At 72.0% G+C, this 22,214-nt stretch carries 20 protein-coding genes; 12 read left to right on the forward strand and 8 right to left on the reverse strand.

Annotated elements, in window-relative coordinates; all coding sequences use genetic code 11:
* Positions 1–28 precede the first annotated feature (28 nt).
* Genes LO762_RS33445 through LO762_RS10770 form a run of 3 tightly spaced genes read left to right on the forward strand, consistent with a single transcriptional unit; the run spans position 29 to position 2,322 of the window.
* Positions 29–484, forward strand: a complete 456-nt coding sequence (locus LO762_RS33445; protein ID WP_230614424.1) for a hypothetical protein — start codon at positions 29–31, stop codon at positions 482–484.
* Positions 481–1,647, forward strand: coding sequence for a PrsW family intramembrane metalloprotease (locus LO762_RS10765; protein ID WP_230614425.1), 1,167 nt, complete (start codon positions 481–483; stop codon positions 1,645–1,647). Before LO762_RS33445 ends, LO762_RS10765 begins: the two co-directional genes overlap by 4 nt.
* Before the next feature lie 39 nt (positions 1,648–1,686).
* Positions 1,687–2,322: a TetR/AcrR family transcriptional regulator gene (locus tag LO762_RS10770; RefSeq protein ID WP_230614426.1), complete on the forward strand. Its 636-nt coding sequence runs from the start codon at positions 1,687–1,689 to the stop codon at positions 2,320–2,322.
* A 9-nt stretch (positions 2,323–2,331) separates the two neighbouring features.
* Here the strand turns inward: LO762_RS10770 and LO762_RS10775 are convergent, their stop codons facing one another.
* The 5 genes from LO762_RS10775 to LO762_RS10795 all read right to left on the reverse strand — a co-directional run bounded on the left by LO762_RS10775 (position 2,332) and on the right by LO762_RS10795 (position 9,369).
* Positions 2,332–3,951 carry a bifunctional 3-(3-hydroxy-phenyl)propionate/3-hydroxycinnamic acid hydroxylase gene (locus LO762_RS10775; RefSeq protein ID WP_230614427.1) on the reverse strand — a complete coding sequence of 540 codons (1,620 nt, stop codon included), beginning with the start codon at positions 3,949–3,951 and terminating at the stop codon, positions 2,332–2,334.
* On the reverse strand, positions 3,948–5,825 hold the full coding sequence (locus LO762_RS10780) for an acyl-CoA synthetase (protein ID WP_230614428.1): 1,878 nt from the start codon (positions 5,823–5,825) through the stop codon (positions 3,948–3,950). The genes LO762_RS10775 and LO762_RS10780 overlap by 4 nt, the downstream gene beginning before the upstream one ends.
* 18 nt (positions 5,826–5,843) lie before the next feature.
* Positions 5,844–6,956 (reverse strand): VOC family protein, encoded by a 1,113-nt coding sequence (locus LO762_RS10785; protein WP_230614429.1) that lies wholly within the window; start codon positions 6,954–6,956, stop codon positions 5,844–5,846.
* An 18-nt stretch (positions 6,957–6,974) separates the two neighbouring features.
* Positions 6,975–7,880: a fumarylacetoacetate hydrolase family protein gene (locus LO762_RS10790; protein ID WP_230614430.1), complete on the reverse strand. Its 906-nt coding sequence runs from the start codon at positions 7,878–7,880 to the stop codon at positions 6,975–6,977.
* Positions 7,881–8,109: 229 nt separating this feature from the next.
* Positions 8,110–9,369: an ABC transporter ATP-binding protein gene (locus LO762_RS10795; protein ID WP_230614431.1), complete on the reverse strand. Its 1,260-nt coding sequence runs from the start codon at positions 9,367–9,369 to the stop codon at positions 8,110–8,112.
* Positions 9,370–9,627: 258 nt separating this feature from the next.
* Here LO762_RS10795 and LO762_RS10800 point away from each other — a divergent pair, with 258 nt between their 5' ends.
* The 8 genes from LO762_RS10800 to LO762_RS10835 all read left to right on the forward strand — a co-directional run bounded on the left by LO762_RS10800 (position 9,628) and on the right by LO762_RS10835 (position 18,105).
* A complete protein-coding gene (locus LO762_RS10800; RefSeq protein ID WP_230614432.1) occupies positions 9,628–10,257 on the forward strand; it encodes a class II aldolase/adducin family protein in 630 nt (209 codons plus the stop codon).
* A complete protein-coding gene (locus tag LO762_RS10805; RefSeq protein ID WP_230614433.1) occupies positions 10,254–11,192 on the forward strand; it encodes a carbohydrate kinase family protein in 939 nt (312 codons plus the stop codon). The genes LO762_RS10800 and LO762_RS10805 overlap by 4 nt, the downstream gene beginning before the upstream one ends.
* 46 nt (positions 11,193–11,238) lie before the next feature.
* A complete protein-coding gene (locus LO762_RS10810; RefSeq protein ID WP_230614434.1) occupies positions 11,239–11,826 on the forward strand; it encodes a GNAT family N-acetyltransferase in 588 nt (195 codons plus the stop codon).
* Positions 11,827–11,935: 109 nt separating this feature from the next.
* Positions 11,936–12,979: a LacI family DNA-binding transcriptional regulator gene (locus LO762_RS10815; protein WP_230614435.1), complete on the forward strand. Its 1,044-nt coding sequence runs from the start codon at positions 11,936–11,938 to the stop codon at positions 12,977–12,979.
* 191 nt (positions 12,980–13,170) lie between these two features.
* Positions 13,171–14,568 carry an ABC transporter substrate-binding protein gene (locus tag LO762_RS10820; RefSeq protein ID WP_230614436.1) on the forward strand — a complete coding sequence of 466 codons (1,398 nt, stop codon included), beginning with the start codon at positions 13,171–13,173 and terminating at the stop codon, positions 14,566–14,568.
* Between the two features lie 66 nt (positions 14,569–14,634).
* Positions 14,635–15,549: a carbohydrate ABC transporter permease gene (locus LO762_RS10825; protein ID WP_230614437.1), complete on the forward strand. Its 915-nt coding sequence runs from the start codon at positions 14,635–14,637 to the stop codon at positions 15,547–15,549.
* Complete coding sequence (locus LO762_RS10830) at positions 15,546–16,505, forward strand: carbohydrate ABC transporter permease (protein ID WP_230614438.1); 960 nt, start codon at positions 15,546–15,548, stop codon at positions 16,503–16,505. The genes LO762_RS10825 and LO762_RS10830 overlap by 4 nt, the downstream gene beginning before the upstream one ends.
* Positions 16,506–16,560: 55 nt before the next feature.
* On the forward strand, positions 16,561–18,105 hold the full coding sequence (locus LO762_RS10835) for a glycoside hydrolase family 13 protein (RefSeq protein ID WP_230614439.1): 1,545 nt from the start codon (positions 16,561–16,563) through the stop codon (positions 18,103–18,105).
* Positions 18,106–18,156: 51 nt separating this feature from the next.
* On the opposite strand, the gene LO762_RS10840 is transcribed toward LO762_RS10835, so the two are convergent.
* Positions 18,157–18,987 carry an SAM-dependent methyltransferase gene (locus LO762_RS10840; RefSeq protein ID WP_230614440.1) on the reverse strand — a complete coding sequence of 277 codons (831 nt, stop codon included), beginning with the start codon at positions 18,985–18,987 and terminating at the stop codon, positions 18,157–18,159.
* A gap of 260 nt (positions 18,988–19,247) precedes the next feature.
* On the reverse strand, positions 19,248–20,441 hold the full coding sequence (locus tag LO762_RS10845; RefSeq protein WP_230614441.1) for a cytochrome P450: 1,194 nt from the start codon (positions 20,439–20,441) through the stop codon (positions 19,248–19,250).
* Between the two features lie 231 nt (positions 20,442–20,672).
* Between LO762_RS10845 and mftR the strand changes: the two genes are divergently transcribed.
* Complete coding sequence (gene mftR / locus LO762_RS10850) at positions 20,673–21,284, forward strand: mycofactocin system transcriptional regulator (RefSeq protein ID WP_230614442.1); 612 nt, start codon at positions 20,673–20,675, stop codon at positions 21,282–21,284.
* A gap of 21 nt (positions 21,285–21,305) precedes the next feature.
* Here mftR and LO762_RS10855 read toward each other — a convergent pair whose 3' ends face one another.
* Positions 21,306–22,112, reverse strand: coding sequence for a mycofactocin-coupled SDR family oxidoreductase (locus LO762_RS10855; protein ID WP_230614443.1), 807 nt, complete (start codon positions 22,110–22,112; stop codon positions 21,306–21,308).
* Between the last annotated feature and the right edge of the window lie 102 nt (positions 22,113–22,214).

Raw genomic sequence — 22,214 nt, forward strand, 5'->3', positions numbered from 1 at the left:
GGGGTTCTGGCTGGGGTGGGACGCGTTGGTGCCGGGGCGGGAGGAGGTGCCGCCGGGGCGGGCGGTGTATGTGTCGGCGTCGGTGTCGTTCACGCCCGCGGCCGCGTGGTCGCTCTCCAGGGCCCGGACGACGCCCGGGACGCTGGCGACCGTTACCCGGCGGTCCAGCGCCTTCAGCGTGCGGCTGGCGGCCTGGACGGAGCGGTTGGACGGGAAGGTCATCCAGGAGCGGCGGATCCTCAGGAAGGCGTCCGGGGCGCGGGTGTTCGGCGGCGACCAGTCCTTCCACACCGGCAACGGGCTGGGCGGCGTGCGGTTCTACTACTCGGGCGTCAACGGCGAGGGGCTCGTCTGGATGGGCTGGGAGCCCAGGGCGCGGACCGTCATCACACTGCGGGCCGAGAGCGCCCACGGCGCCCTGCTGCGGCATCTGCCGGAGTTCCAGCGCATGGTGGACAGCGTCAGGATCGGAGAGAAGGCGTGAGTTCCGCCGTCGGGCCTCCCGTCGCCGTGGACGGGTTCTTCCAGCCGCGCAGGGCCGCCTTCTGGCTCCTGGTGTTCTTCCTCGTCATCGGGGCGTTCTCCACGCTGTCGAAGATCCATCTGAGCTACGAGATCGTGCCTACGTCGGTGCTGGTAGGGACGCTGGTGTGGAGCCTGTACACGGTGCCGTTCCTGCTGTTCCTGCGCGCCCTGGACGTCTTCGAGCAGCACTCGCCTCTGGGCTTCGCCCTCGCGTTCGCGTGGGGCGGGTTCGGCGCCGTCTACCTGGTGATCCCGGTGAACGGCGCGGTGGAGTCGCTGGCGGCCAAGCTGGGCGGCCCGGAGTTCGCCGCGCGGTGGGGTCCGGCCCTGGCCGCGCCGACGAACGAGGAGATCTTCAAGTACCTCGGCGTCGTCCTCCTCGTGATGATCGCGCGCACGCAGTTCCCGACGATCCTGTCCGTCGTCGTCATGGGCGCGATGGTGGGGCTCGGCTTCCAGGTGATGGAGGACCTCGTCTACACGGCGAACACGGCCATCCAGTTCCCCAGCAGCGACCAGGTGGCCCCCGTCATCGTCATGCTCATCGTGCGCGGCCTCCTGGGCGGGCTGTGGAGCCACGCCCTGTACACGTCGATCGCGTGCTTCGGCCTCGGCTATCTGGTGGCCCGGCCGGAGCACCCCTTGCCGCGTCGCCTCGCGGTGGCCGCCTTGTTCTTCCTCCTGGCGTGGTCCGCGCACTTCTTCTGGGACTCGCCGTGGTTGCAGGGCCTTGACGGCGGTGTCTTCACGCTCGCGCTGGTGAAGGGCGTGCCCGTGCTCGTCGTGGGGTTCGCCGTCTGGTACCTGGCGAGCCGCGAGCAGTACTGCCGGGTCCGTGCCATCACCGACGCCTACCTGGACCGCACCCTTGTCACGCCGGAGGAGATCCCCGCGCTTGCGTCGTTCTCCGAGCGCCGCCGCGCGCGGAAGCATCTACGGTTCCGCCACGGGCGTCCGGCGGCGCGCACCCTCCGACGGCTCCAGCGCGCCCAGTTGCACCTGTTGCGGGTCTGCTCCCAGTCGGGGCCCTCGCCGCAGGCGTGGCGCGCGGCACAGGAGGTCCGCGCGCTCCGCGCCCACCTGGACGAACTCACCGAGGACCCTTCGACGCGCTCCGAGTGATGGTTTTATCAGTGCTGATGGGTTCGATAGGTTCGGGGGGTGGACGCTGGGCGGGATACGACGGTCAACCGGGGCGAGCGGCGCAAGGCGCGCACGCGGGCGGCGCTGGTGGCCGCCGCGCAGGGCGTCCTCGCGGCGCGGCGGCAGGGCGAGGTGAGCATCCAGCAGATCACCGACGCGGCGGATGTCGGGTTCGGCACGTTCTACAACCATTTCACCAGCAAGCAGGAGCTGTTCGAGGCCGCCATCGCGGCGACGCTGGAGGAGCACGGAAGGCTCGTGGCCGAGGCGACCCGGGGCCTCGACGACCCGGCCGAGGTGTTCGCGGCGGGCATCAGGCTCACCGGGCGCCTCCGCGAGACGCACCCGCAGATCGCCAGGATCGTGCTGAACACGGGGCTCCGCTACCTCGACACCGCGTCCGGCCTGGGCGCGTACGCGCTGCGCGACCTGCGGGCCGCCGCCGACGCGGGACGGCTGGAGATCGACGACCCGCACGTGGCCGTCGCGTGCGCGGGCGGCTCCCTGCTCGGTCTGCTCCACTACCTGGAGGCGCGGCCCGAGGTGGACGCCGCCCGCGCCACCGACGACCTGGCCGCGCAGTTGCTGCGCATGTTCGGCCTGCCCCGCACCGAGGCCCGCCGGATCGCCTCCCTGCCGCTCCCCGCGCCCTGACGGCGGCCGTCAGGACGGCAGCGCCCGCCAGGCCGCGTCGGCGAGGACCGCGCGGTCGGGGCGGACCAGCACCGTCGTCGCGCGCCCGCGCCGCAGCCAGCCCGCCAGGGCTCCCCCGTCGGAGGCGGTGACGGCGCCGTCGGGCAGGTGCAGGACGACGCGGTCGGGACCGGCGTGCACGACGACGGCGTCGAAGCGGGCCGCGAGCGCGGTCACCTCCGGCGTCGGGGCGGCGCGCGTCACCACCGCCCAGCCGGGCCCCAGCGGCTCGTCAAGGAGCGCGGAGCCGTTTCCCCAGGCCACCCTCGGCTGGGGCAGCGGCGTGCCCGAGAGGCGGTCTCGGCGGCGTCCGGCGGCGAGCGGGCCGCGCGGCAGGCGCGGGGCGACGCCGCGCAGCATCAGCGCGGCGAACCCGGGCAGCCGGGCGAGCGCGCCGAACAGCCCGCGCCGCAGCACCGCTGCGGCGTCCTGGCCGCCCGTCATCACCCACCCGGTGGTGACGGCGAGCCGGATCATCCGGGTCGCCTGCGGCCGCCGCTCCGCCTCGTAGGTGGCGAGGAGCCTGTCGTACGCCACCGGGTCGGGATGGCCCTTCGCGCCGGTGCCGGTGCCCGCCGCGTCGAAGGGCGCGGGGAGGGCGCCCGCCGAGGCGGCGAGTTTCCAGGCGAGGTTCGCCGCGTCGCGCAGTCCCGCGCCCATGCCCTGGCCGATGAACGGGGGCGTGAGGTGGGCTGCGTCGCCCAGGAGGAACAGCCTTCCGGCGCGCCACCTGTCGGCGACGCGCGCCTTGAACGTGTAGGAGGCGCTACGGATGACGGTCACCTCCGCCATGGGCACGTCACGCAGCCACGGCGCGAGGAGACGGGCGAGGGCGGCGTCGGAGGTGAGCGCCTCAGGGGTCTCGTCCGGGAGCATGCGGAACTCCCACCGGTACCTGTCGTCGCCCACGCGCAGGAACGTGGCGGCGCGGGCCGGGTCGCACACCTGGTCCACGCCGTCCCAGAGGTCGAGGCGGCGGGCGCAGCGGACGTCCACGACGAGCCAGCGCTCGGTGAACCGCAGGTCCCGCATCCGGGCGCCGACGGCGGTGCGCACGAGGCTGCCCGCGCCGTCACAGCCGAGCACCACGGGCGCGGTGACGGTCCGGACGTCGCCCGTCTTCAGGCAGCGGACCCGGACGGAGGCAGGCCGCAGCGCGTCCCCCGGCGCGACGTGCTCGACCTCGACCCCCGTGCGCAGTGTGACGCGCGGCCGGTGCGCGAGCCCGGCGCGCAGCAGCCCTTCCAGGTCGGGCTGGTCGAACAGGTTCGCCTGCGGCCAGCCGTGGACGCCGGAGGCGCTGTCGCGGCGGAACTCGGCGATGGTCCGCAGCCGCCCGTCCACGAGGCGCATGCCCTGCGCGGGACGGCTTACGCGGGCGAACCCCTCGGCGGCCCCGACGCGTTGGAGGAGGCGGAACACCTCGTCGTCCAGGTGGACGGCGCGGGGCAGCGGATAGACGTCCTCGTGCCTTTCCAGGACCAGGCTGTCCACCCCGTACAGGTCGAGCAGGGACGCGCAGGTGAGCCCGGTGGGCCCGGCCCCCACAACGAGGACCGGGACCTCCTCGGGCAGGTCGGACAGCGTCATGGGGCGATCTCGTGGGTGAACGCGTAGCGGTCGAGCTCGGACGCCAACGCGGAGGCGTCCCCTTGCAGGGCGATGACCGCGTGCGGCCGCCCGTCCTTGAGGTCCACCTCGACGGACGCGCTCAGCCCCGCCCTGTCGAGTTCGGCCAGCACGACCCGGCGTACGGCGTCCTGCACGAGCGCGGGCTTGTAGACCTTGCCTATGAGCGTCGTGGGCAGCCGGTCCACGAAGTGCACGGAACGCGGCGCGGCGGCGGGCTCGGGGGCGTGCTCGCGCCCCCACCCGCGCAGGTCCTCCTCCGTCGCGCGCGCTCCTTGCGCGACCACCAGGTAGGCGACGGGCACCTCGCCCGCGTGCGCGTCGGGCGCCCCCACGACGGCGGCCGCGACGACCTCCGGATGGGCCATCAGCGACTCCTCGACGAGAATGGGGTCGATGTTGTGGCCGCCCCGGATGATGAGGTCCTTGGCACGTCCGGTGAGGTACACGTAGCCGTCGGCGTCCACCCTGCCGAGGTCGCCGGTGAGCAGCCATCCGTCGAAGATCTTGCCGGACGGGTCGGGCGCGGGCCGTCCGTCGGGGCCGGGCCGCAGGTAGCCGGGGAACACGCTCGGCCCCTTGATCGCGAGTACCCCCTGGACGTCGGGCGGGCAGTCGCCTATCGGGCGCTCCTCCGCGTCCACGGTGACCGCCTTGACGTCCTGGTAGGGCAGCCGCAGCCCTACCGAGCCCGCGCGGGGCGCGAACGCGGGGGTGGCCGCCGTCGCGCAGGTCGCCTCGGTGAGCCCGTACCCTTCGAGCAGCGCGACCTTGGCGTTGGCCTCGAACGACTCCCTGACCTTGCCGGGCAGCGGCGCCGCCCCGACGGCGCCCGCGCGCAGGCACGACAGGTCGAGGCCGTCGGGCACGGGCGGCAGCCCCGCGTAGACGGTGGGGACGCCGGAGAAGCTCGACACCCGGAAGTGCGCGATGACGTGCCAGAACTCGGCGATGAGTGCCTTGTCGCGGTAGCCGAGCGGCCCCAGCGAGACGACGGGCACGCCGTGCATGAACGGGCCCAGCCCCGTGACGTGCACGGCGTTGACGTGGAAGAGCGGCAGCCCTGACATGCCGACGGAGCCGTCCAGGTAGGCGCCCGAACAGCCGAGCGCCCACGCCATGTACACCTCCATCGCGTGGGTGTGCGGCGCCACCTTCGGCACGCCCGTCGTGCCGCCGGTGTGGAAGTAGGCGGCGAGGTCGTCCGGCGCGGGGCGGCGGTCGGTGAGGAGGCGGTCTCCGGGCTGGTCGGAGGTCAGCGCGTCGAAGTCGACGGCGTCGCTGTCCTCCGGGCCGGGCGGGGAGCCGACCGCCACGAGCGCGCGCAGGCGCGGCAGCCGCGCGGCGATCCGCCGCGCCTTCGCCCACTGCTCGGGAGACAGGCCGGGGCCCGGCGCCAGGAGCAGTTCCGCCCCGGTGAGCGTAAGGATCTGCACCAGGTGGTCCTCGGCGAGCACCGGGTTCACGGGGTTGACGATCCCGACGGCCTGGGCGCCGAGCAGCGCCGCGTAGGTGGCGCCGAGGTTCGGCAGCATCAGCGCGACGACGCCGCCCTCGGCGAGCCCGAGCGCGAGGAACGCGTTCGCCGCCTTGTGGACGCGTTCCAGGAGCGTCCCGTACGTCCACGACGGTGCGTCCCGCCACGGGACGCCGCCTTCGCCGAGCAGATACAGGGCCGTCCTGTCGGGGTGGGCGCCTGCGGTCCGCTCCAGCAGCGCGTAGGTGCTCGCCGGAAGCGGGCGTTCGTGCAAGGGGACGGCTTCGATCGCGGGCAGGTCCTCGGGGAGCAGGACCAGGGGACGGTCGCCCAGGGTGTGCGACGGGGTGGGGGCCATCGGGGGTCTCCTCAGGGGTCAGGCACTCATGGCCTTGGCCAGCGCGAGCAGGCGGGGGATGTCGATCTCGGTGTCGCCGCGCAGCGCCGCCACGGCGTCGCGCAGCAGGGCGGGGGAAGGACGGCTGCCGAGGAAGTCGGCGGTGGCGGGCGGACCCCACTGGGCCAGCCCGGACGACGACATGGCGGCCCACCCCGGCTCGACGGACGCGTCGAACAGGTCGCCGTCGGTGAAGTGCTCAAGGAGGAGCCGATCCGGGTCGCGCCAGTAGTCGAAGATCTGGCTTCCCTGGATGTGCCTACCTATGCCCCAGGACCGCCGGTAGCCGCGTTCCTTCAGGTACTCCCCTCCGGCGGCGAGCGCGTCGAGGTCGGCGACCTGGTAGGCGGAGTGCACGTAGCCGAGGTGGGGGCCGAGGTGCAGGGCCAGGGTGTGGTGGTCGGCCGGCTCCGCTCCCCTGTCGCAGCGGAGGAACGCCATCGTGGGGCCGCGCTCGCGCTGGCCGTCCAGGTGGAGGAAGTCGCTGACGATCAGGCCGAGGTGCTCCAGGAACCAGTCGAGGTCGCGCCGGAACACGCGGGTCGAGAGCACGACGTGGCCGAGCCGCTCGACCGTCGCGGGCGCGCGCGGCGGGCGCTGCCCCGCGTTGGTCCTGGTGACGAGCCCGCCGGTGTTGAGGCCGAGCGGCGGCTGGAGCTCCAGGCCGCCGTAAGCGGGCGCGCCGTGGACGACGCCCACCTCCAGCCCGGAAGGGGTGCGTGCCGTGACGCGGCGGCCTCCTCCGTCGACGTCCTGCACAACGCCGCCTGTGGCGCGCGCGAGGCGGTCGAGGTCGGCGGAGGCGGCGGCCTGGAAGACGGGCCCCGCGAAGCCCGGGCGGGGCCCTCCGCGGACGCGTAGGCAGTCCGTGCCGGGCAGCGCGCCGCGCAGCCGCAGTTCGTCCGGTGTGCGGACGGTGACGGCGAACCCGAAGTCCCGGGCGAACCGCTCGGCCCGGTCGAGATCGGGCTTGACGAACTCCAGCCAGGCGAGGTCGACGACCTTGATGACCGGGTCGGCGGCCCGGCCGGGGTGCTCGCCGCGCAGGGCGCCCCGCTCGCTGTGCGAATCCTGGTGCGGATCGGTGCGCATGACGTCCTCCTCCTCGCGTCAGCCGACGGGTGTGCGTTGCTCGCCGAGGTCGAGCCGCCCGTCGGGGGTGCGGATGCGGGCGGTGACCACGTCGCCGTCCCTGAGATACGCGGGGTTGGCCTCCTGGCGTTTGAAGAACGTCCGCCACTTGACGTGCGCGGGCAGCAGCGCGCCGACCTTCTCCGCCAGCGCGCCGGGCGAGCGCAGCGCCGTCCCGCCGGGGGTGCCGGTGAGCAGCACGTCGCCCGGCGCGAGCTCCTGGAAGCGCGTCAGCAGGCCCAGGGCGCGCGCGGGCGGCACGATCATGTCAGTGGCCGGCATGTCCTGTCTGATCTTCCCGTTGACGGCCAGGGTGAGCCGCAGATCGCCGATTCCGGCCAGTTCCGCCGCGTCGGCGAGCAGCAGCCGGGGGCCGAGCGGCGTGAACGTCGGGTAGGACTTGCTCTCGTAGAACTGGGTCTTCGGCAGTTGGAGGTCCCGCGCGCTAACGTCGTTGGCGATGACGAGCCCCGCGACGACGTCGGCGAGGTCCGCCTCGGTGATCCGGCTACCGACCGGCAGCGGCGTCCCGATGACAAGGCCGAGTTCCACCTCGTAGTCCAGCAGGCGGACGCCCTCCGGCCTGCGGATCTCCCCGTACGGCCCGGTGACCGACCCCGAGGACTTGCGGAAGAACGCGGGCGGCAGCGTGTCCGGATCCAGCCCGGAGTCCTTGGCGTGCGACCTGTAGTTGACCATCTGGGCGACCACCCTGCACGGCGCCGTCACGGGCGAAAGCAGGGCGACATCCTCACGCGGCACCAGCGCGGCCCCGCCTTCGCTCGCCGCCTTGACGGCCGCTTCCACGGCGCTCCGATCGGCCAACAGGTCGGCCGTGGTGGCCGCGGAGGTCTCCACGGCCGCGAGGCCCCCGGGCGTCTCCACCCACCAACCCTCACGACTTCTGACGACGGCGACAGCCATCCGCGTCCACCTCCCGAGACGAGACCACAACTGATGACAGCATCAACTTTGATACCAGCCTGCGTCAATGCTCATCAGAACTGATGCTTTCATCAGTTCTGATGATTCATCAGTTGCCGGGGAGACAGGGGAAAGCCGACGCCCGTCGCCTGCGGTGCAGGGACGGGCGTCGAGGGGGGTGGGAGGGATGTCAGCGGTGAAGCGGGTCGATCCGGCGGCCGTCACGGGCGAAGAAGAGCGCGCGGTCGAGATCGACGGCGAGGTGCACGGTCGAGCCGCCGCTCATGCTCCGGGCGGGGCCCGCGCGGAACAGCAGGTCGGTGCGGCGGCGGTGGCCGACGTGCCGGGGCTCGGCGACCGGCTCGGGCCTGCGGCGGCCCAGGAGGGCGCCGAGGAAGCCCCCGGACGCGCGGCCGTCCTCGGCGCGCGGACGCGGCCGGGCGCCGATCTCGTCCGGGTCGACGCCGGGGATGTTGACCTCGGCGAACGCCATCCACTCGTGCCCGTGGAACTCCGCGGCGCGCAGCCGCGCGCTGAGCACCGGCCCGCCGGTCGGCTCCGTGACGGGCGTGAGCGTGTCCGGGCGCAGCCCCACGATGACCGGCTCGCCGTGGTGCGGGACGAACGAGGCGGCGCGCGGGTCGCGCCACGGCAGGGTGAGGCGCTGCTCGCCGAGCCCGATGACGATGCCCTCGTCGCGGACGGCCCACGCCGTCCCGGCCAGCAGGTTGAGCTGCGGGCTCGACAGGAACGCGGCGACGAACACCGTCGCCGGGTCGTCGTAGAGCTGCTGCGGGGTGCCGACGTCCTGGAGGACGCCGTCACGCATCACGCCGATCCGGTCGGCGAGGGTGAGCGCCTCGATCTGGTCGTGCGTGACGTACACGGTGGTCGCGCCGAGCGAGCGGACCATGCCGCCGATCTCCATCCGCAGCTCAGTGCGCAGGCCCGCGTCGAGGCTGGACAGCGGCTCGTCCATGAGGAAGACGCTGGGCTCGCGGACCATCGCCCTGCCCATCGCGACGCGCTGCCGCTGGCCGCCGGAGAGCGTCGCGGGCTTGCGGCCGAGCATCTCGTCCAGGCCGAGCGCGCGGGCCATCTCGGTGACCTTCTCGGACGTCTCGTCGGGGGCCTCGCCGGCGAGCTTGAGCGGGAAGCCGATGTTGTCGCGGACGCTGAGGTGCGGGTAGAGCGCGCCGCTCTGGAAGATCATCGCGACGTCGCGGTCGCGGGGTTCGAGGTCGTTGGCGTGCACGCCGTCCAGCCACAGGTCGCCGGTGGTGATCTCCTCGAGGCCGGCGATCATCCGCAGCACCGTGGACTTGCCGCAGCCCGACGGACCGAGCAGGACAAAAAGCTCGCCGTCCCGGATCCGCAGCCGCAGGTCGTCGACGACCCGCTCCCCGACCGCGTAGGACTTGCTCACCCCGTCGAGCACGATCTCGGCCATACCGCTTCCGCCTTACCCGCGAACCGCCTGTTAGCTGCATCACAACCTAGGGCGCGCCCCGACAAAAGGGAAGATCGTCCACCTCTCAGGCTCCGAAGGACCGCTCCAAACCACACTTTCCGCCCCCAAACGCCGCCTGACGCGCTCCGGTCCCGCGTCATGCCGCCAGTCGGGGGCTGGGAGCGGCATGGGACACCGGTCTAGACTCGGTGCCCGTTTTCCGATCTTCACTGGCGGAGTGCCGGGAATGTGGTGCTGATGACGGAACCGGACGGACCCCGGGCCGCCGTGGCGGGCGCGGCGCGGCGGCTCGCCGCGGGCGGGCTGCTGGTCGGGACGGCGGGCAACGTGAGCGCGCGCGTCGGCGACGCGGTGTGGGCGACGGCGAGCGGCGTGGTGCTCGCGGAGTGCGGCGCGGACGACGTGGTGCGCGTCGGCGACGGCACCGGGACGCCCACCTCCGAGATCGACCTCCACCTCGGCGTCTACGCCGACACCGGGGCGGGCGCGGTGGTGCACACCCACGCGCCCTGGTCCACCGCGGTCGCCTGTGTGCTCCCGGAGCTGCCCGTCCTGCACTACCAGCAGCTCCTGCTGGGCGGCGCGATACGTGTCGCGCCTTACGCGACGTTCGGGACGCCCGCCCTCGCCCGGCACGTACGCGAGGCGCTCGCGGGGCGTCAGGCTGCGCTGATGGCCAACCACGGGTCCGTCGCGATCGGAGCGACGCTCGACAAGGCGGTGGAGAACGCGTTCCTCCTGGAGTGGCTCGCCGCCCTGCACGCCCGCGCCAGCGCGCTGGGCGCCCCCCGCTTCCTCACCGAGGAGGAGCAGACCGACGTGATCACGCAGGCGCTGACGCGCGGATACGGAGAGAAGCAGCCATGACCGACACGACGGACATGACGGTCGCCGCCGTCGGCGTGCACGTGCTCGACACCCACGTCGTCGGCGTCACCGGGATCCCCGACGGGTCGGACGGGCAGCTCGTCGACACGATCCGGCTCTCGGCGGCGGGCACCGCGGGCGGCACGGCGCTGGTGCTGGCCCGGCTCGGCGCCTCGGTGCGCTCGTTCGGCGCGGTCGGCGCCGACCCGATCGGCGCGACCCTCGTGTCGCTGCTGGCCGCCGAGGGCGTCGACGTGCGCGGCCTGGTCCGCAAGGACGGGCACCAGACGTCGGCGTCGGTGATCCCGGTGCGGCCCAACGGCGACCGTCCCGCGTGGCACTGCGTCGGCGCGAACGGCGCCTTCACGCTGGACGACCTCGACCTCGCCGCCCTCGCGGGCGTCACGCACCTGCACCTGGGCGGCCCGGAGTTCCTGGGCGGCCCGGCCGCCGCCGAACTGCTCGCGCACGCCCGCTCCCTGGGCGCGACGACCTCCGTCGACGTGCTCGCGCCCGGCGACCCCGGTCTGCTCGACTGGATCGCCGACGCCCTCCCGCACACCGACTACCTCCTCCCCAACGACGAGCAGGCGCTCGGCTTCACCGGCGCCCCCGATCTCGCCGCTGCGGCCCGCGCCCTCCTCGCCCACGGCGCGGGCTGCGTCGCCGTCACCCAGGGCGCCAGGGGCGCTCTGGTGGCCACCCCGGACGCCCTCTTCGAGGTGGCCGCCCACCCGATCCCGCCGGACGAGCTGGTCGACACCACCGGCTGCGGCGACGCCTTCTCCGCCGGTTTCCTGCGCGGCCTCTCCCTCGGCCACCCCCTTCCGGAAGCCGCCCGCCTGGGCTGCGCCACCGCCTCCCTGGTGGCCCGCTCCCTGGGCACCGACGGCGGCGCCTACTCCCTGGCCACCGCCCTCGCCGTCACCTCCTGACCCCGACCGCCGTGCGGCGGGTATGGGTACCAAGGGGGTGAGGCCCGTGCGGGGCGAGGTCTGGGAGATCGGGGAGGACGCGGCGCTGCTGCCGCGCGGCCCCGAGATGGCGGAGGAGTTCCACGGGCTGCTGGTGCGCAACCGGGAGCGGCTGCGGCGGTGGGACCCCGGCGCGTGCCCGGAGCCGCTGACGCGCGCGCAGGTCCGCGAACGGCTGGTCAGGGACGCGCGGGCGCTCGCGGCCGGGACGCGGGTGCCGCTGGCCGTCGCCGTCCTGGAGGGCGCCGAGCGGCGGCTGGTCGGCGGTTTGTCGCTGCGGCTGGGACGGCGCGGGACCGGCGAGATCGGCTACTGGCTCGACGCCGCCTACGAGGGACGCGGCCTGGCCACCCGAGCCGTCGCCGCCCTCCTGGACCACGCCTTCACCCGCCGCTCCCTGCACCGCGTCGATCTGTCCACCTCGTCCGACAACCTCCCCAGCCGTGCCCTCGCCGAACGTCTGGGCTTCACCCCCGCCCCTTCCCCGGACACCCCCGAACCCCCGACCGATCCCCTACGCGCTCTCCACCCCCGCGAACTCACCTACACCATGCCCGCCTCCCGCTGGCTCTCCCGCCCGGCCCACTCCCGCTGAGCCGCCTTGCGGGGTTGTGTCGGTTTCTTGCGTGGATTGATGCAAGGATTTCGTGGGCGGACCGCAGGGATTGTCGGTATTTTGCGTGATCTCGGGCTATGTTTGCGGGATGGGTCAGCCATCAGGAGAGTCTGCGAAGACTCGGCGCCTCGCGGAGGTCGCCAAGAAGGTCGGGGTCAGCGAGGCGACGGTGAGCCGGGTGCTCAACGGGCGGCCCGGCGTGTCGGAGGCGACGCGCGCGGCGGTGCTCACCGCGCTCGACGTGCTCGGCTACGAGCGGCCCACCCAGCTGCGCGGCGAGCGGGCCAGGCTCGTCGGCCTCGTGCTGCCGGAGCTGGGGAACCCGATCTTCCCCGCGCTCGCCGAGGTGATCGGCGGGGCCCTCGCCCAGCGCGGGTTCACCCCCGTCCTGTGCACGCGGACGGCGGGCGGCCTGTCGGAGTCCGACTACGTGGACATGCTCGTGGACCAGCACGTGTCCGGCATGGTGTTCGCGGGCGGGCACTACGCCGAACTCGACTCCCCGCACGAGCACTACTTCCGGCTCATGGAACTCGGCCTGCCCGTCGTGCTCGTCAACGGGGCCGTCCCCGAGCTGGCGTTCCCCCGGGTGTCCACGGACGACGCGGTGGCCGTCGAGCAGGCGTTCACGCACCTGACGTCGCTGGGGCACGAGCGGATCGCGCTGCTGCTCGGGCCGGAGGACCACATCCCGTCCCAGCGCAAGCTCGCCGCGTTCCGGGCGGTGGCCGGGGCGGCGGGCGTCGAGGTGGCGCCGGACGCGGTCAGGCACGCGATGTTCTCGATCGAGGGCGGCCACTCGGTGACGGCGCGGATCATCGCGGCGGGGTTCACCGGCGTCATCTGCGCGTCCGACGTGCTGGCGCTCGGCGCGATCCGGGCGGTGCGGCGGGCGGGCCTGTCGGCGCCGGAGGACCTTTCGGTGGTCGGCTTCGACGACTCGGCTTTCATCAACTGCACGCATCCGCCGCTGACGACGGTCCGCCAGCCGATCGAGGCGATGGGCAGGGCGGCGGTGACGATGCTGGTCAGCCAGATGGAGCGCGGCTCCGTCCCGGCCGAGGAGCTGCTGTACGAGCCCGAGCTCGTTGTGCGCGGCTCCACGGCGCCCGCGCGTTCGCCCGTTACGTGATTGTGACGTCTGGTTTCCGCGTCCACTGAAGGCCGTCGACCCGCTGTGGTCGGCGGCCTTCAGTGCTTCCCACCTGCGAGAATCCGCCTCCGCGCGCTGTACTGTCGCAAATTTGCAGAGTTCTGCACAGATATTGCCATGTGATGCCCGTCTCTGTATGTTCCTCGCAATCACCCCCCAGGAGGAACCAGATGAGACCACGTCAGGTGGCGGCGCTGCTCACCGTCGCGGCCCTCGCCCTGTCCGGCACCGCGTGCGGCGCGAAGTCCAGCAAGGACGACAAGCCGTCGGCCAACGGCACCGCGGGCGCGGCGGCCGAGCCGCTCGACCCCAACACCAAGGTCACCATCTCGGTGGGCTGCCAGCCGCCGAAGACCGCCAAGGAGTTCCGGGCCGACTGGGACGCGGACGTGGCGGCGTTCCAGGCCAAGTACCCGAACATCACGATCGAGAGCAAGGACGCGTTCCCCTGCATCGTCCCCGAGACGTTCCAGGCCAAGCTCGCCAGCGGCGAGATGGAGAACGTGTACTACGTCTACTACACCGACGCGCAGGGCATCATCAGGAACAAGCAGGCCGCCGACATCACCGACTACGTCAGCGGCGTCAAGAACGTGGCGGACGTCAACCCGCTGTTCCTCCAGACGCTCAAGGACGAGGGCGGCCGCCTGTACGGGCTGCCGCGCAAGGCGTACACGATGGGCCTCGTCTACAACCGCAAGCTGTTCGCGCGGGCCGGGCTCGACCCCGACAAGCCCCCGACGACCTGGGCCGAGGTCCGCGACCACGCCAAGAAGATCTCCGCGCTCGGCGACGGCACCGTCGGGTACGGCGAGTACAGCGCGGGCAACACCGGCGGCTGGCACTTCACCTCGCTCCTGTACGGGGCGGGCGGCTCCGTCGTCGGCCCGGACGGCAAGACCGCCGCCTTCAACACCCCCGAGGCCAGGAACTTCCTCCAGCTGCTCAAGGACATGCGCTGGACCGACAACTCGATGGGCACCAAGCAGGGCCACCGCTGGGAGGACCTCATGCGGCTGCTCGGCTCCGGCAAGCTCGGCATGATGATCGGCGCGCCCGACGTCGTCACCGAGGCGTTCAACAACTTCGGCGCCAAGGCCGAGGACCTCGGCACCGCGGCGCTGCCCGAGGCGAAGTCCTCGCTGCTCGGCGGCGACGGCTACATGATCAACCCCAGGTCCACCCCGGACCAGATCAAGGCGGCGATCCTGTGGCTGTCCTTCCATGAGCTGACGATCGGCGAAGGCCAGTTCAACTACGCGCGCAACAAGGAGAGCGGCCGCCCTGTCGGCATCCCCGAGAACATCCTGTGGGGCGACAACGACTCCGGCAAGCGCGAGAAGGAACTGCGGGCCCGGTACTCGACGGTCCCGACCGGCAACTTCGCCCACTACGACCAGGGTTCGGCGTCCATCCCGCCGAAGGTCGAGCCGCCGAACGCGCAGGCCGTCTACGCCCTCCTCGACACCGTGATGTCGGCGATCCTCACCCGTAAGGACGCCAACATCGACGACCTGCTGGCGGAGGCGGAGAAGAAGGTCAACGCCGTCCTCTCCCGCACCAAGTAGGCACCCCGTCCGCCTGCCGGAGGCGTCCCCGACCGGGACGCCTCCGGCCCCACGCAAGGAATGACCATGGCCGTAGCGCAGCGCACCCCTCGCGGCGCCCGGTGGGGCCCGGCGGTCCGGCGCAACCTCACCGCCTACGGGTTCCTGAGCGGAGCGCTCCTCTGCTTCGCGTTCTTCTCCTGGTATCCGATGATCCGGGGCTTCATCCTCAGCCTCCAAAGCAACAACTTCGTGGACCCGCCCACATGGGTCGGCCTCGACAACTACCGGACGATCTTCGCGGACCCGGTGTTCCAGACGGCCTGGGTGAACACCGTGGTGTTCACGGTCCTCGCGCTGCTGTGCGGCTACGTCGTCCCGTTCTGCACCGCGCTGGTGCTCAACGAGCTGCGGCACGCGCGCGGCTACCTCAGGTTCGTGGTGTACCTGCCGGTCATGCTGCCCCCGGCCGTCGCGGTGCTGCTGTTCAAGTGGTTCTACGACCCGGGCCCCGGCCTGTTCAACCAGGTCCTCGGGCTCGTCGGGCTGCCCGGCCTGAGCTGGCTGGACGCGTCCTCGACGGCGCTGATCTCGCTCGTCCTCGTCTCGACGTGGATGAACCTCGGGACGGGCACGCTCATCTACCTCGCCGCGCTCCAGAGCGTCCCCGGCGAGCTGTACGAGGCGGCCGAACTGGACGGCGCGGGATTCTTCCGCCGCGTCTGGCACGTGACGATCCCGCAGACCCGGCTGATCCTGCTCGTCATGCTGCTCCTGCAGATCATCGCGACGATGCAGGTGTTCATCGAGCCTTACCTGCTCACCGGAGGCGGTCCGGAGGACTCCACCATGACCGTCGTCTACCTGATGTACCAGTACGCCTTCACCTACAAGGACTTCGGCGCGGGCAGCGCCCTGGGCGTCATGCTCATGCTCGTCCTGATGGTGTTCTCCGCGGCCTACCTGCGCTTCTCGCGCGACGACACCCAGGAGCGGTCATGAGCCTCACCGCCACCCGTCCCCCGGCGGCGCCGAAGACCGCGCCCGCCAAGGCCCGTCGTAGGCCGCGCCGCATCTTCACCTCCGAGCACCGCACCGTCGTCTCCCCCCACCACCTGAACACGCTGTGGGGGCGGCGGATCTACTGGGCCGTCCTCGCGCTCGTGCTCGTGGTGTTCACGTTCGTCTTCCTCTTCCCGCTGTACTGGATGGTCACGGGGGCGATGAAGACGCAGGAGGAGTTCCTCAGGCTGCCGCCCACCTACTTCCCGTCCAGTTGGACGCTCGACAGCTACCACGAGGCGTGGGAGCTGATGGGCCTCGGAAAGTTCCTGCTCAACACGTTCCAGTACGCGTTCGGGGCTCTGGCGTTCACGCTGGCGTTCGACGTCGCCGCCGCCTACGCGCTGTCCAAGCTCCGCCCGGCCTTCGGCAACGTGGTGCTGCTCGCCATGCTCGCCACCCTGATGATCCCGCCCACGGTGATCCTGCTTCCGGCGTACCTGACGGTCAAGGACATGCCGATCGTCCAGCTCGACCTGTTGAACACACCGTGGGCGATCTGGCTGCCCGCCGTCGCCAACGGGTTCACCATCTTCCTGCTGAAGCGGTTCTTCGACGCGATCCCGCGCGAACTGCTCGAAGCCGCGCAGATCGACGGCGCGTCGGCGTGGCGGATCCTGCGCTCGATCATCCTGCCGGTCTCCCGGCCGATCCTCGGTGTCGTCTCGATCCTCACCGTCACCAACGTCTGGCGGGACTTCGTCTGGCCCCTCCTCGTCCTGCCCGACCCCGAACGGATGACCATCAGCGTCGGCATCGCCTCACTGCGGTTCAACATGCCGCAGACGACGATGACGGCGGCGCTCGTCATCGCCAGCATCCCCACGATCGTGGTGTTCCTGGCGTTCCAGCGGCACATCATGGCGGGACTCACCGCCGGCGGCCTCAAGGGCTGACCACCCACTCATCTCAGCGTCCAGCAGAAGCGTCAGCAGATTGGAAGGCGTCAGCATGCCCGAAACGTGGTGGCGGGGAGCCGCGATCTACCAGGTCTACCCGCGCAGTTTCGCCGACGGCAACGGCGACGGCGTGGGCGACCTGGCCGGGTTGCGCACCCGCCTCGACCACCTCGCCGACCTGGGGATCGACGCCATCTGGCTCAACCCCTGGTACCCGTCCCCGATGGCCGACGGCGGCTACGACGTCGCGGACTACCGGGACATCGAACCGGTTTTCGGCACCCTTGCCGAGGCCGAGGCGCTCATCGCCGAAGCGCACGAACGCGGCATCCGGATCATCGTGGACGTGGTGCCCAACCACACGTCCGTGGCGAGCGCCTGGTTCAAGGCCGCTCTCGCGGCCGGGCCCGGCTCACCCGAGCGCGCGCGCTTCTGGTTCCGTCCCGGCGTGGCCGGAGGGCCGCCCAACGACTGGCGGTCCATCTTCGGCGGCCCCGCGTGGACCCAGGTCCCGGACGGCGAGTGGTACCTCCACCTGTTCGCGCCCGAACAGCCCGACTTCAACTGGACGCACCCCGACGTGCGCGTCGACTTCCTCGACGTGCTGCGGTTCTGGTTCGACAGGGGCGTCGACGGCATCCGGATCGACTCCGCCGCCGTCCTGGTGAAGGACCCCGACGCCGAACCCGACGGCCTCGACCCGTACACCGACCGGGACGGCTGCCACGACATCTACCGGGAGTGGCGGAGGCTCACCGACACCTACCCGGACCGGATGCTCGTCGGCGAGGTGTGGCTCCCGGACGCCGAAAGGCTCGCCCGCTACCTACGGCCCGACGAGCTGCACACGGTCTTCAACTTCCCGTTCCTCGGCGCGCCCTGGAACGCTCCCGCCCTGCGCGCCGTCATCGACGACACGTTCACCGCCCTGGGTGACGCGCCCGCGACGTGGGTGCTGTCGAACCACGACGTGACGAGGCCCGTCACCCGGTACGGGCGGCCCGACACGTCGTTCGACCACGCCGACCGCAAGCACGGCATGGCCACCGACCCGTCCCTCGGGCTCCGCCGTGCGCGCGCGGCCGCCCTGCTGGCTCTCGCGCTTCCTGGCTCGGTGTACATCTACCAGGGCGAGGAACTCGGGCTGCCCGAGGTGGAGGACCTGCCCGACGAGGTGCTCCAGGACCCGATCTGGACCCGTTCGGGCCACACCGACAGGGGCCGCGACGGCTGCCGTGTCCCGCTCCCCTGGTCCGGCACGTCGCCCCCGTTCGGGTTCGGGACCGGCACCCCCTGGCTGCCGCAGCCCCCCGAATGGAAGACCCTCACCGTCGAGGCCCAGTCCACCGACCCCGACTCGATGCTCTCCCTCTACCGCACCGCCCTCCACCTCCGCCGCACCCACCTGGGCGACGGCACCCTCACCTGGCACGACACCCACCCCGACGTCCTCTCCTTCACCCGAGACACCGGCCTCACCTGCGTCACCAACCTCAGCCCCACCCCCGTCCCCCTCCCCACCGGCACCCTCCTCCTCTCCAGCTCCCCCCTCCCCCACAACCTCCTCCCCCCCGACACCACCGCCTGGCTCCTCTAACCCACCCCCAACGCCCGGCCCGCCACAACGGCGAGCCGGGCGTTCGGCAGTTCAGGGGAGGTGGGCGAGGATGCCCGCGATGAGGGGGACCGTGTGGGTTTTGGTGGGGGTGAGGAGGGAGGGGAGGGTGGGCCAGGAGGTGGGGGTGGTCTGGGAGAGGGGGAGGGTGCCGGACATGAGGTCGAGGGTCCAGCCGGCGGTGGTGATGAGGGAGGCGACCTCGGCGGTGGTGCGGAGGTGGATGGCGGCGGAGGCCGGTTGGAAGGGCGGGTCGGCGTGCTGGAGGATCGCCTCGGCGGCGGCGCGCTTGTCGGCGGGCATGCCGTCGGCGCAGGCGTGCGTCATGATGAGGGCCGAGCCCGAGGGCAGGAGGGCGGCCCAGCGGCGGAGCTGCTCGGGCAGGCGGTCCACGAAGTGCCCGGCCAGCACGATCGCGATCGGCTCCGCCGGGTCGAGCAGGCGGCCGAGCCGCTGGTCGGCGAGGATCGCGGCCGGGTCGAACGGCGACGTCCGCACGACGGCGCTGCGGTCGCCGTCGTCGAGGAGGGCGACGGCGTACGCGACGAGGATCTTCTCGTCCGTCACATAGGCGACGCGCACGTCGGGGGCGCAGTGGTGCAGTCCGGGCTCCAGCGGGATGCCCACGTCGAGCCGGATGGCCTGCCGGACGCCCCGCGCGGCCAGGCCGGGCAGCGCGCGGCCGGGGAAGGCGGCCGCCGCGGGCGACAGCTTCGGCAGGTCGGGGAAGAGCTCGGCGAGCCGCTCGGCGAGGACCCGGTCGGGCTCGAAGTTGTCCTTGCCGCCGAACAGGAAGTTCGCGACGCGCGCCGTGGCCGCCGATCCCGAGGGTTCGGCGGGACTGCTGCCTTGCGGGGTGGTCATGGCGTGCTCTCCGCTGCGAGGGGTGAAGCGTCGGCCAGTCGCCGATGATAGTGAGAAATCACCGGAGACGGTGCCAGGCCACCGTAAACGCACTTTCCCGTCCTGCAGTTACCGCGCCGAGATCGGCAGAATACCGAGGTCGCGGCCCAAAACCCCGCACTGACATTTTTCGCATTACGGAAACTGCGGTTAGTACCGTGTGAAAACGGACGCCCGAGCCGCATCGAACACAACACGTGCCCGATGCGGCCCGGAGGGCGTCAGGACAGGTGCACCCACAGCCGCTCGGGCCTGCGCGCGCCCGAGCGCTTGCGCCACTGGAGCGGGTCGCCGGTCAGCCTCAGGTCCGGGTGCCGGGTCGTCAGCGCCGCCAGCACCTCCTCCAGGACGGCGACGGCCAGCCACTTGCCGAGGCAGATGTGCGGTCCGGCGCCGAACGCGAAGTGGTCGTCGGCGTTGGCCCGCTCGAAGTCGACATCGCGCGGCGCGGGGAACACGTCGGGGTCGGCGCTCGCCCCGTACTTGCCGAGGATGAGGATGCTCCCGGCCGGGATCTGGACCCCACCGAGCTCGGTGTCGCGGGCGGCGATGCGCGGCGGGCCGTCGTCGCCGCTGGCCGGACGGGTCCGCAGCAGCTCCTGGACGGCGCCGGGGATCAGCGCGGGCTCGTCGATGAGGCGCCGCCACTGCTCGGGGTGGGTGAGCAGGTAGTAGACCATCGCGGTGATCATCGTGGTGGTGGTCTCCCATCCGCCCGCGATGACGTTCGCGCCCACCATGACGGCCTCCTGCCTGGTCACCTCCTTGCCGCGGCCCTCGATGTAGGCGGACAGCATGTCCCCGCGCGTCCCGTTCTGCTCGCGTTCGACGAGCTGTCCGCCAATGTATCCGCACATCTCCATGACGGCGGCGCGGGCGTCGGCGGGGTCGGCGAAGTTGAGGAACCGGTCGCCCCAGCCGATGAAGAGCGGGAGGGCCTCCTCCGGGACGCCCAGCGTCTCGCCGAGGACCTCCAGGGTGAGCGGGATCGCGAAGTCGGCGACGAGGTCCACCCGCTCCTGCCCGGCGAGCCCGTCGAGCTTGGCGGCGACCTGCCCGGCGAGCCGCTCGCGCCGCGTGTTGACGGCGCCGCGGGTGAACTGCCGGGTCGCGGGGCGGCGCACCCGCAGGTGGTCCTCGCCCTGCATGGCCAGGAGGCTGCCCTGGAGGGGCACGACGCCGGGGATGGGCTGAACGGGCTGGTGGAACAGGTCGGGGGTCTCGAACACGTGCTTGAGGAGCGCGTGGCCGTTGACGAGGAAGGCGGGACGGTCCGCGAGGTCCATCCAGATCGGCCAGACACCGGGTCCGAGCTCAAAATAGATCGGGTTCAGCTCCGCGGTTGACTCGCCTTTGTCGAAGGGGTACCTCGGGCTCCCGTCATAGGGGCATGCGGGGGCTTCGGCCTTCACCATGGTGACGTACTCCGGGGGATTCGAGGGGCGATCGCTACTGGCGCGTCAAAGATCGTAAACATTCCCACCAGAGGTGATCAAGGGCAGTATTTCCGCCGCCACGCACCATCACCTCTTCTGTCGGTGTTCCGGCCCGGAAACGGCACGTTTTCGGGCGCGCGTTCGCGGTGGCCGGACGGCCGTGGGAGCCTGGTCCGCGCAGGGGTGGAGCCGAGCGGGCGGTGCTTGACGATGACGAGGCGGCGGGTGACCTCGCGGGACGCGGTGGAGCGCACGGCTTTCGCGCTGTTCGCGGCACGGGGCTTCGACGGCACCACCGTCGACGACATCGCGACGGCGGCCGGGATAGGCCGCCGGACGTTCTTCCGTTACTTCCCGTCCAAGAACGACCTTGTCTGGGGCGATTTTGAGAGCCGTCTCACGGCGTTCCGCGCGCTGCTGGCGGCGGCCGACGGGGACGAGCCGCTCATCGCGGTGCTGCGGCACGCGGTGCTGGAGTTCAACCGCTTCCCCGACCGCGAGGAGCCGTGGCACCGGCAGCGGATGCTGCTGATCCTGCGGGTGCCGACGCTGCAGGGCGACGCGACGCTCCGGTACACGGCGTGGCGCGCCGTCATCACCGACTATGTGGCGGAACGCACCGGAGCGTCCGCGACGTCGCTGTTGCCGCTGCTCGCGGGCAACGTGCTGCTGGCCGCGTCGGTGTCGGCTTACGAGGCGTGGCTCGCCGAGGACGCCACCGAGCCGCTGCTGACGCTGCTGGACCGCGCGCTGCGGCACGCGGCCGAGGGGCTGGACGTGGCGCTGGCGGAACACACGGGGGAGCGCCTCCCCCGGGAGTAGGGAAGGCGCTCAGGGCGGTGGTCAGCGATTGAGCGCGCCGAGGTCGACGGGGAGCTGGGCGCCGGTGATGTACTTGCCTTCGTCGGAGGCGAGGAACGCGACGATGTTCGCGATGTCCTCGGGCTCGACCATCTGGTAGGGCAGGGTCGGCATGTAGATCGGGCCGAGCAGGGGCGACGAGGCGAGGAGGTCGCCCATCGACATGTCGGTCATGCCGGTCCGCACGCCGTGGGGGTGCACGGTGTTGACGCGGATGTCGTGCTCGCCGAGTTCGTTGGCCAGCACCTTGGCGAGGCCGACGACGCCGTGCTTGGAGCTGGCGTAGTGGGCGAGGAAGGGCAGCCCCTTCAGGCCCGCGACGGAGCTGGTGATGATGACCGACCCTCCACGGCCCTGCTCGATGAGCACCGGGACGGTCGCCTTCACCGTCTTCCACACGCCCGTGAGGTTGGTGTCGATGACGTCCTGCCACTGCTCCTCGTCGAGCTCCCACGTCCTGCCGTAGTTCACGATCCCGGCGTTGGCGACGACGACGTCGAGCCCGCCGAACGCCGCGACGCCCTCCGCCACGACGGCCTGGAGCGCGGCGAGGTCCCGCACGTCGGCCTTGCGGGCGATGATCCGGCGGCCCCGCTCCTCGACGAGCTTGGCCGTCTCGTCCAGGTCGTCCTGGGTCGCGGCGGCGTAGCCGACGAACGTGCTCGCGGCGGCCACGAGGTCGACCGCGATGATGTCCGCGCCCTCGGCGGCGAGCCTGACGGCCTCCGCCCTGCCCTGCCCGCGCGCCGCACCGGTGATGAAGGCGACTCTGCCTTCCAGACGTCCCATGGAACCTCTCCTCTCGATCAGGCCCCGCCCCCGGCGGCCCGCCCAGGTCAAAGCCTGCTGCCGCCATGATGACACCCGGTGCCATTTCCCGGCAAGACCACA

The organism is Actinocorallia sp. API 0066 (genome assembly GCF_020991275.1).
Lineage (GTDB): Bacteria > Actinomycetota > Actinomycetes > Streptosporangiales > Streptosporangiaceae > Actinocorallia.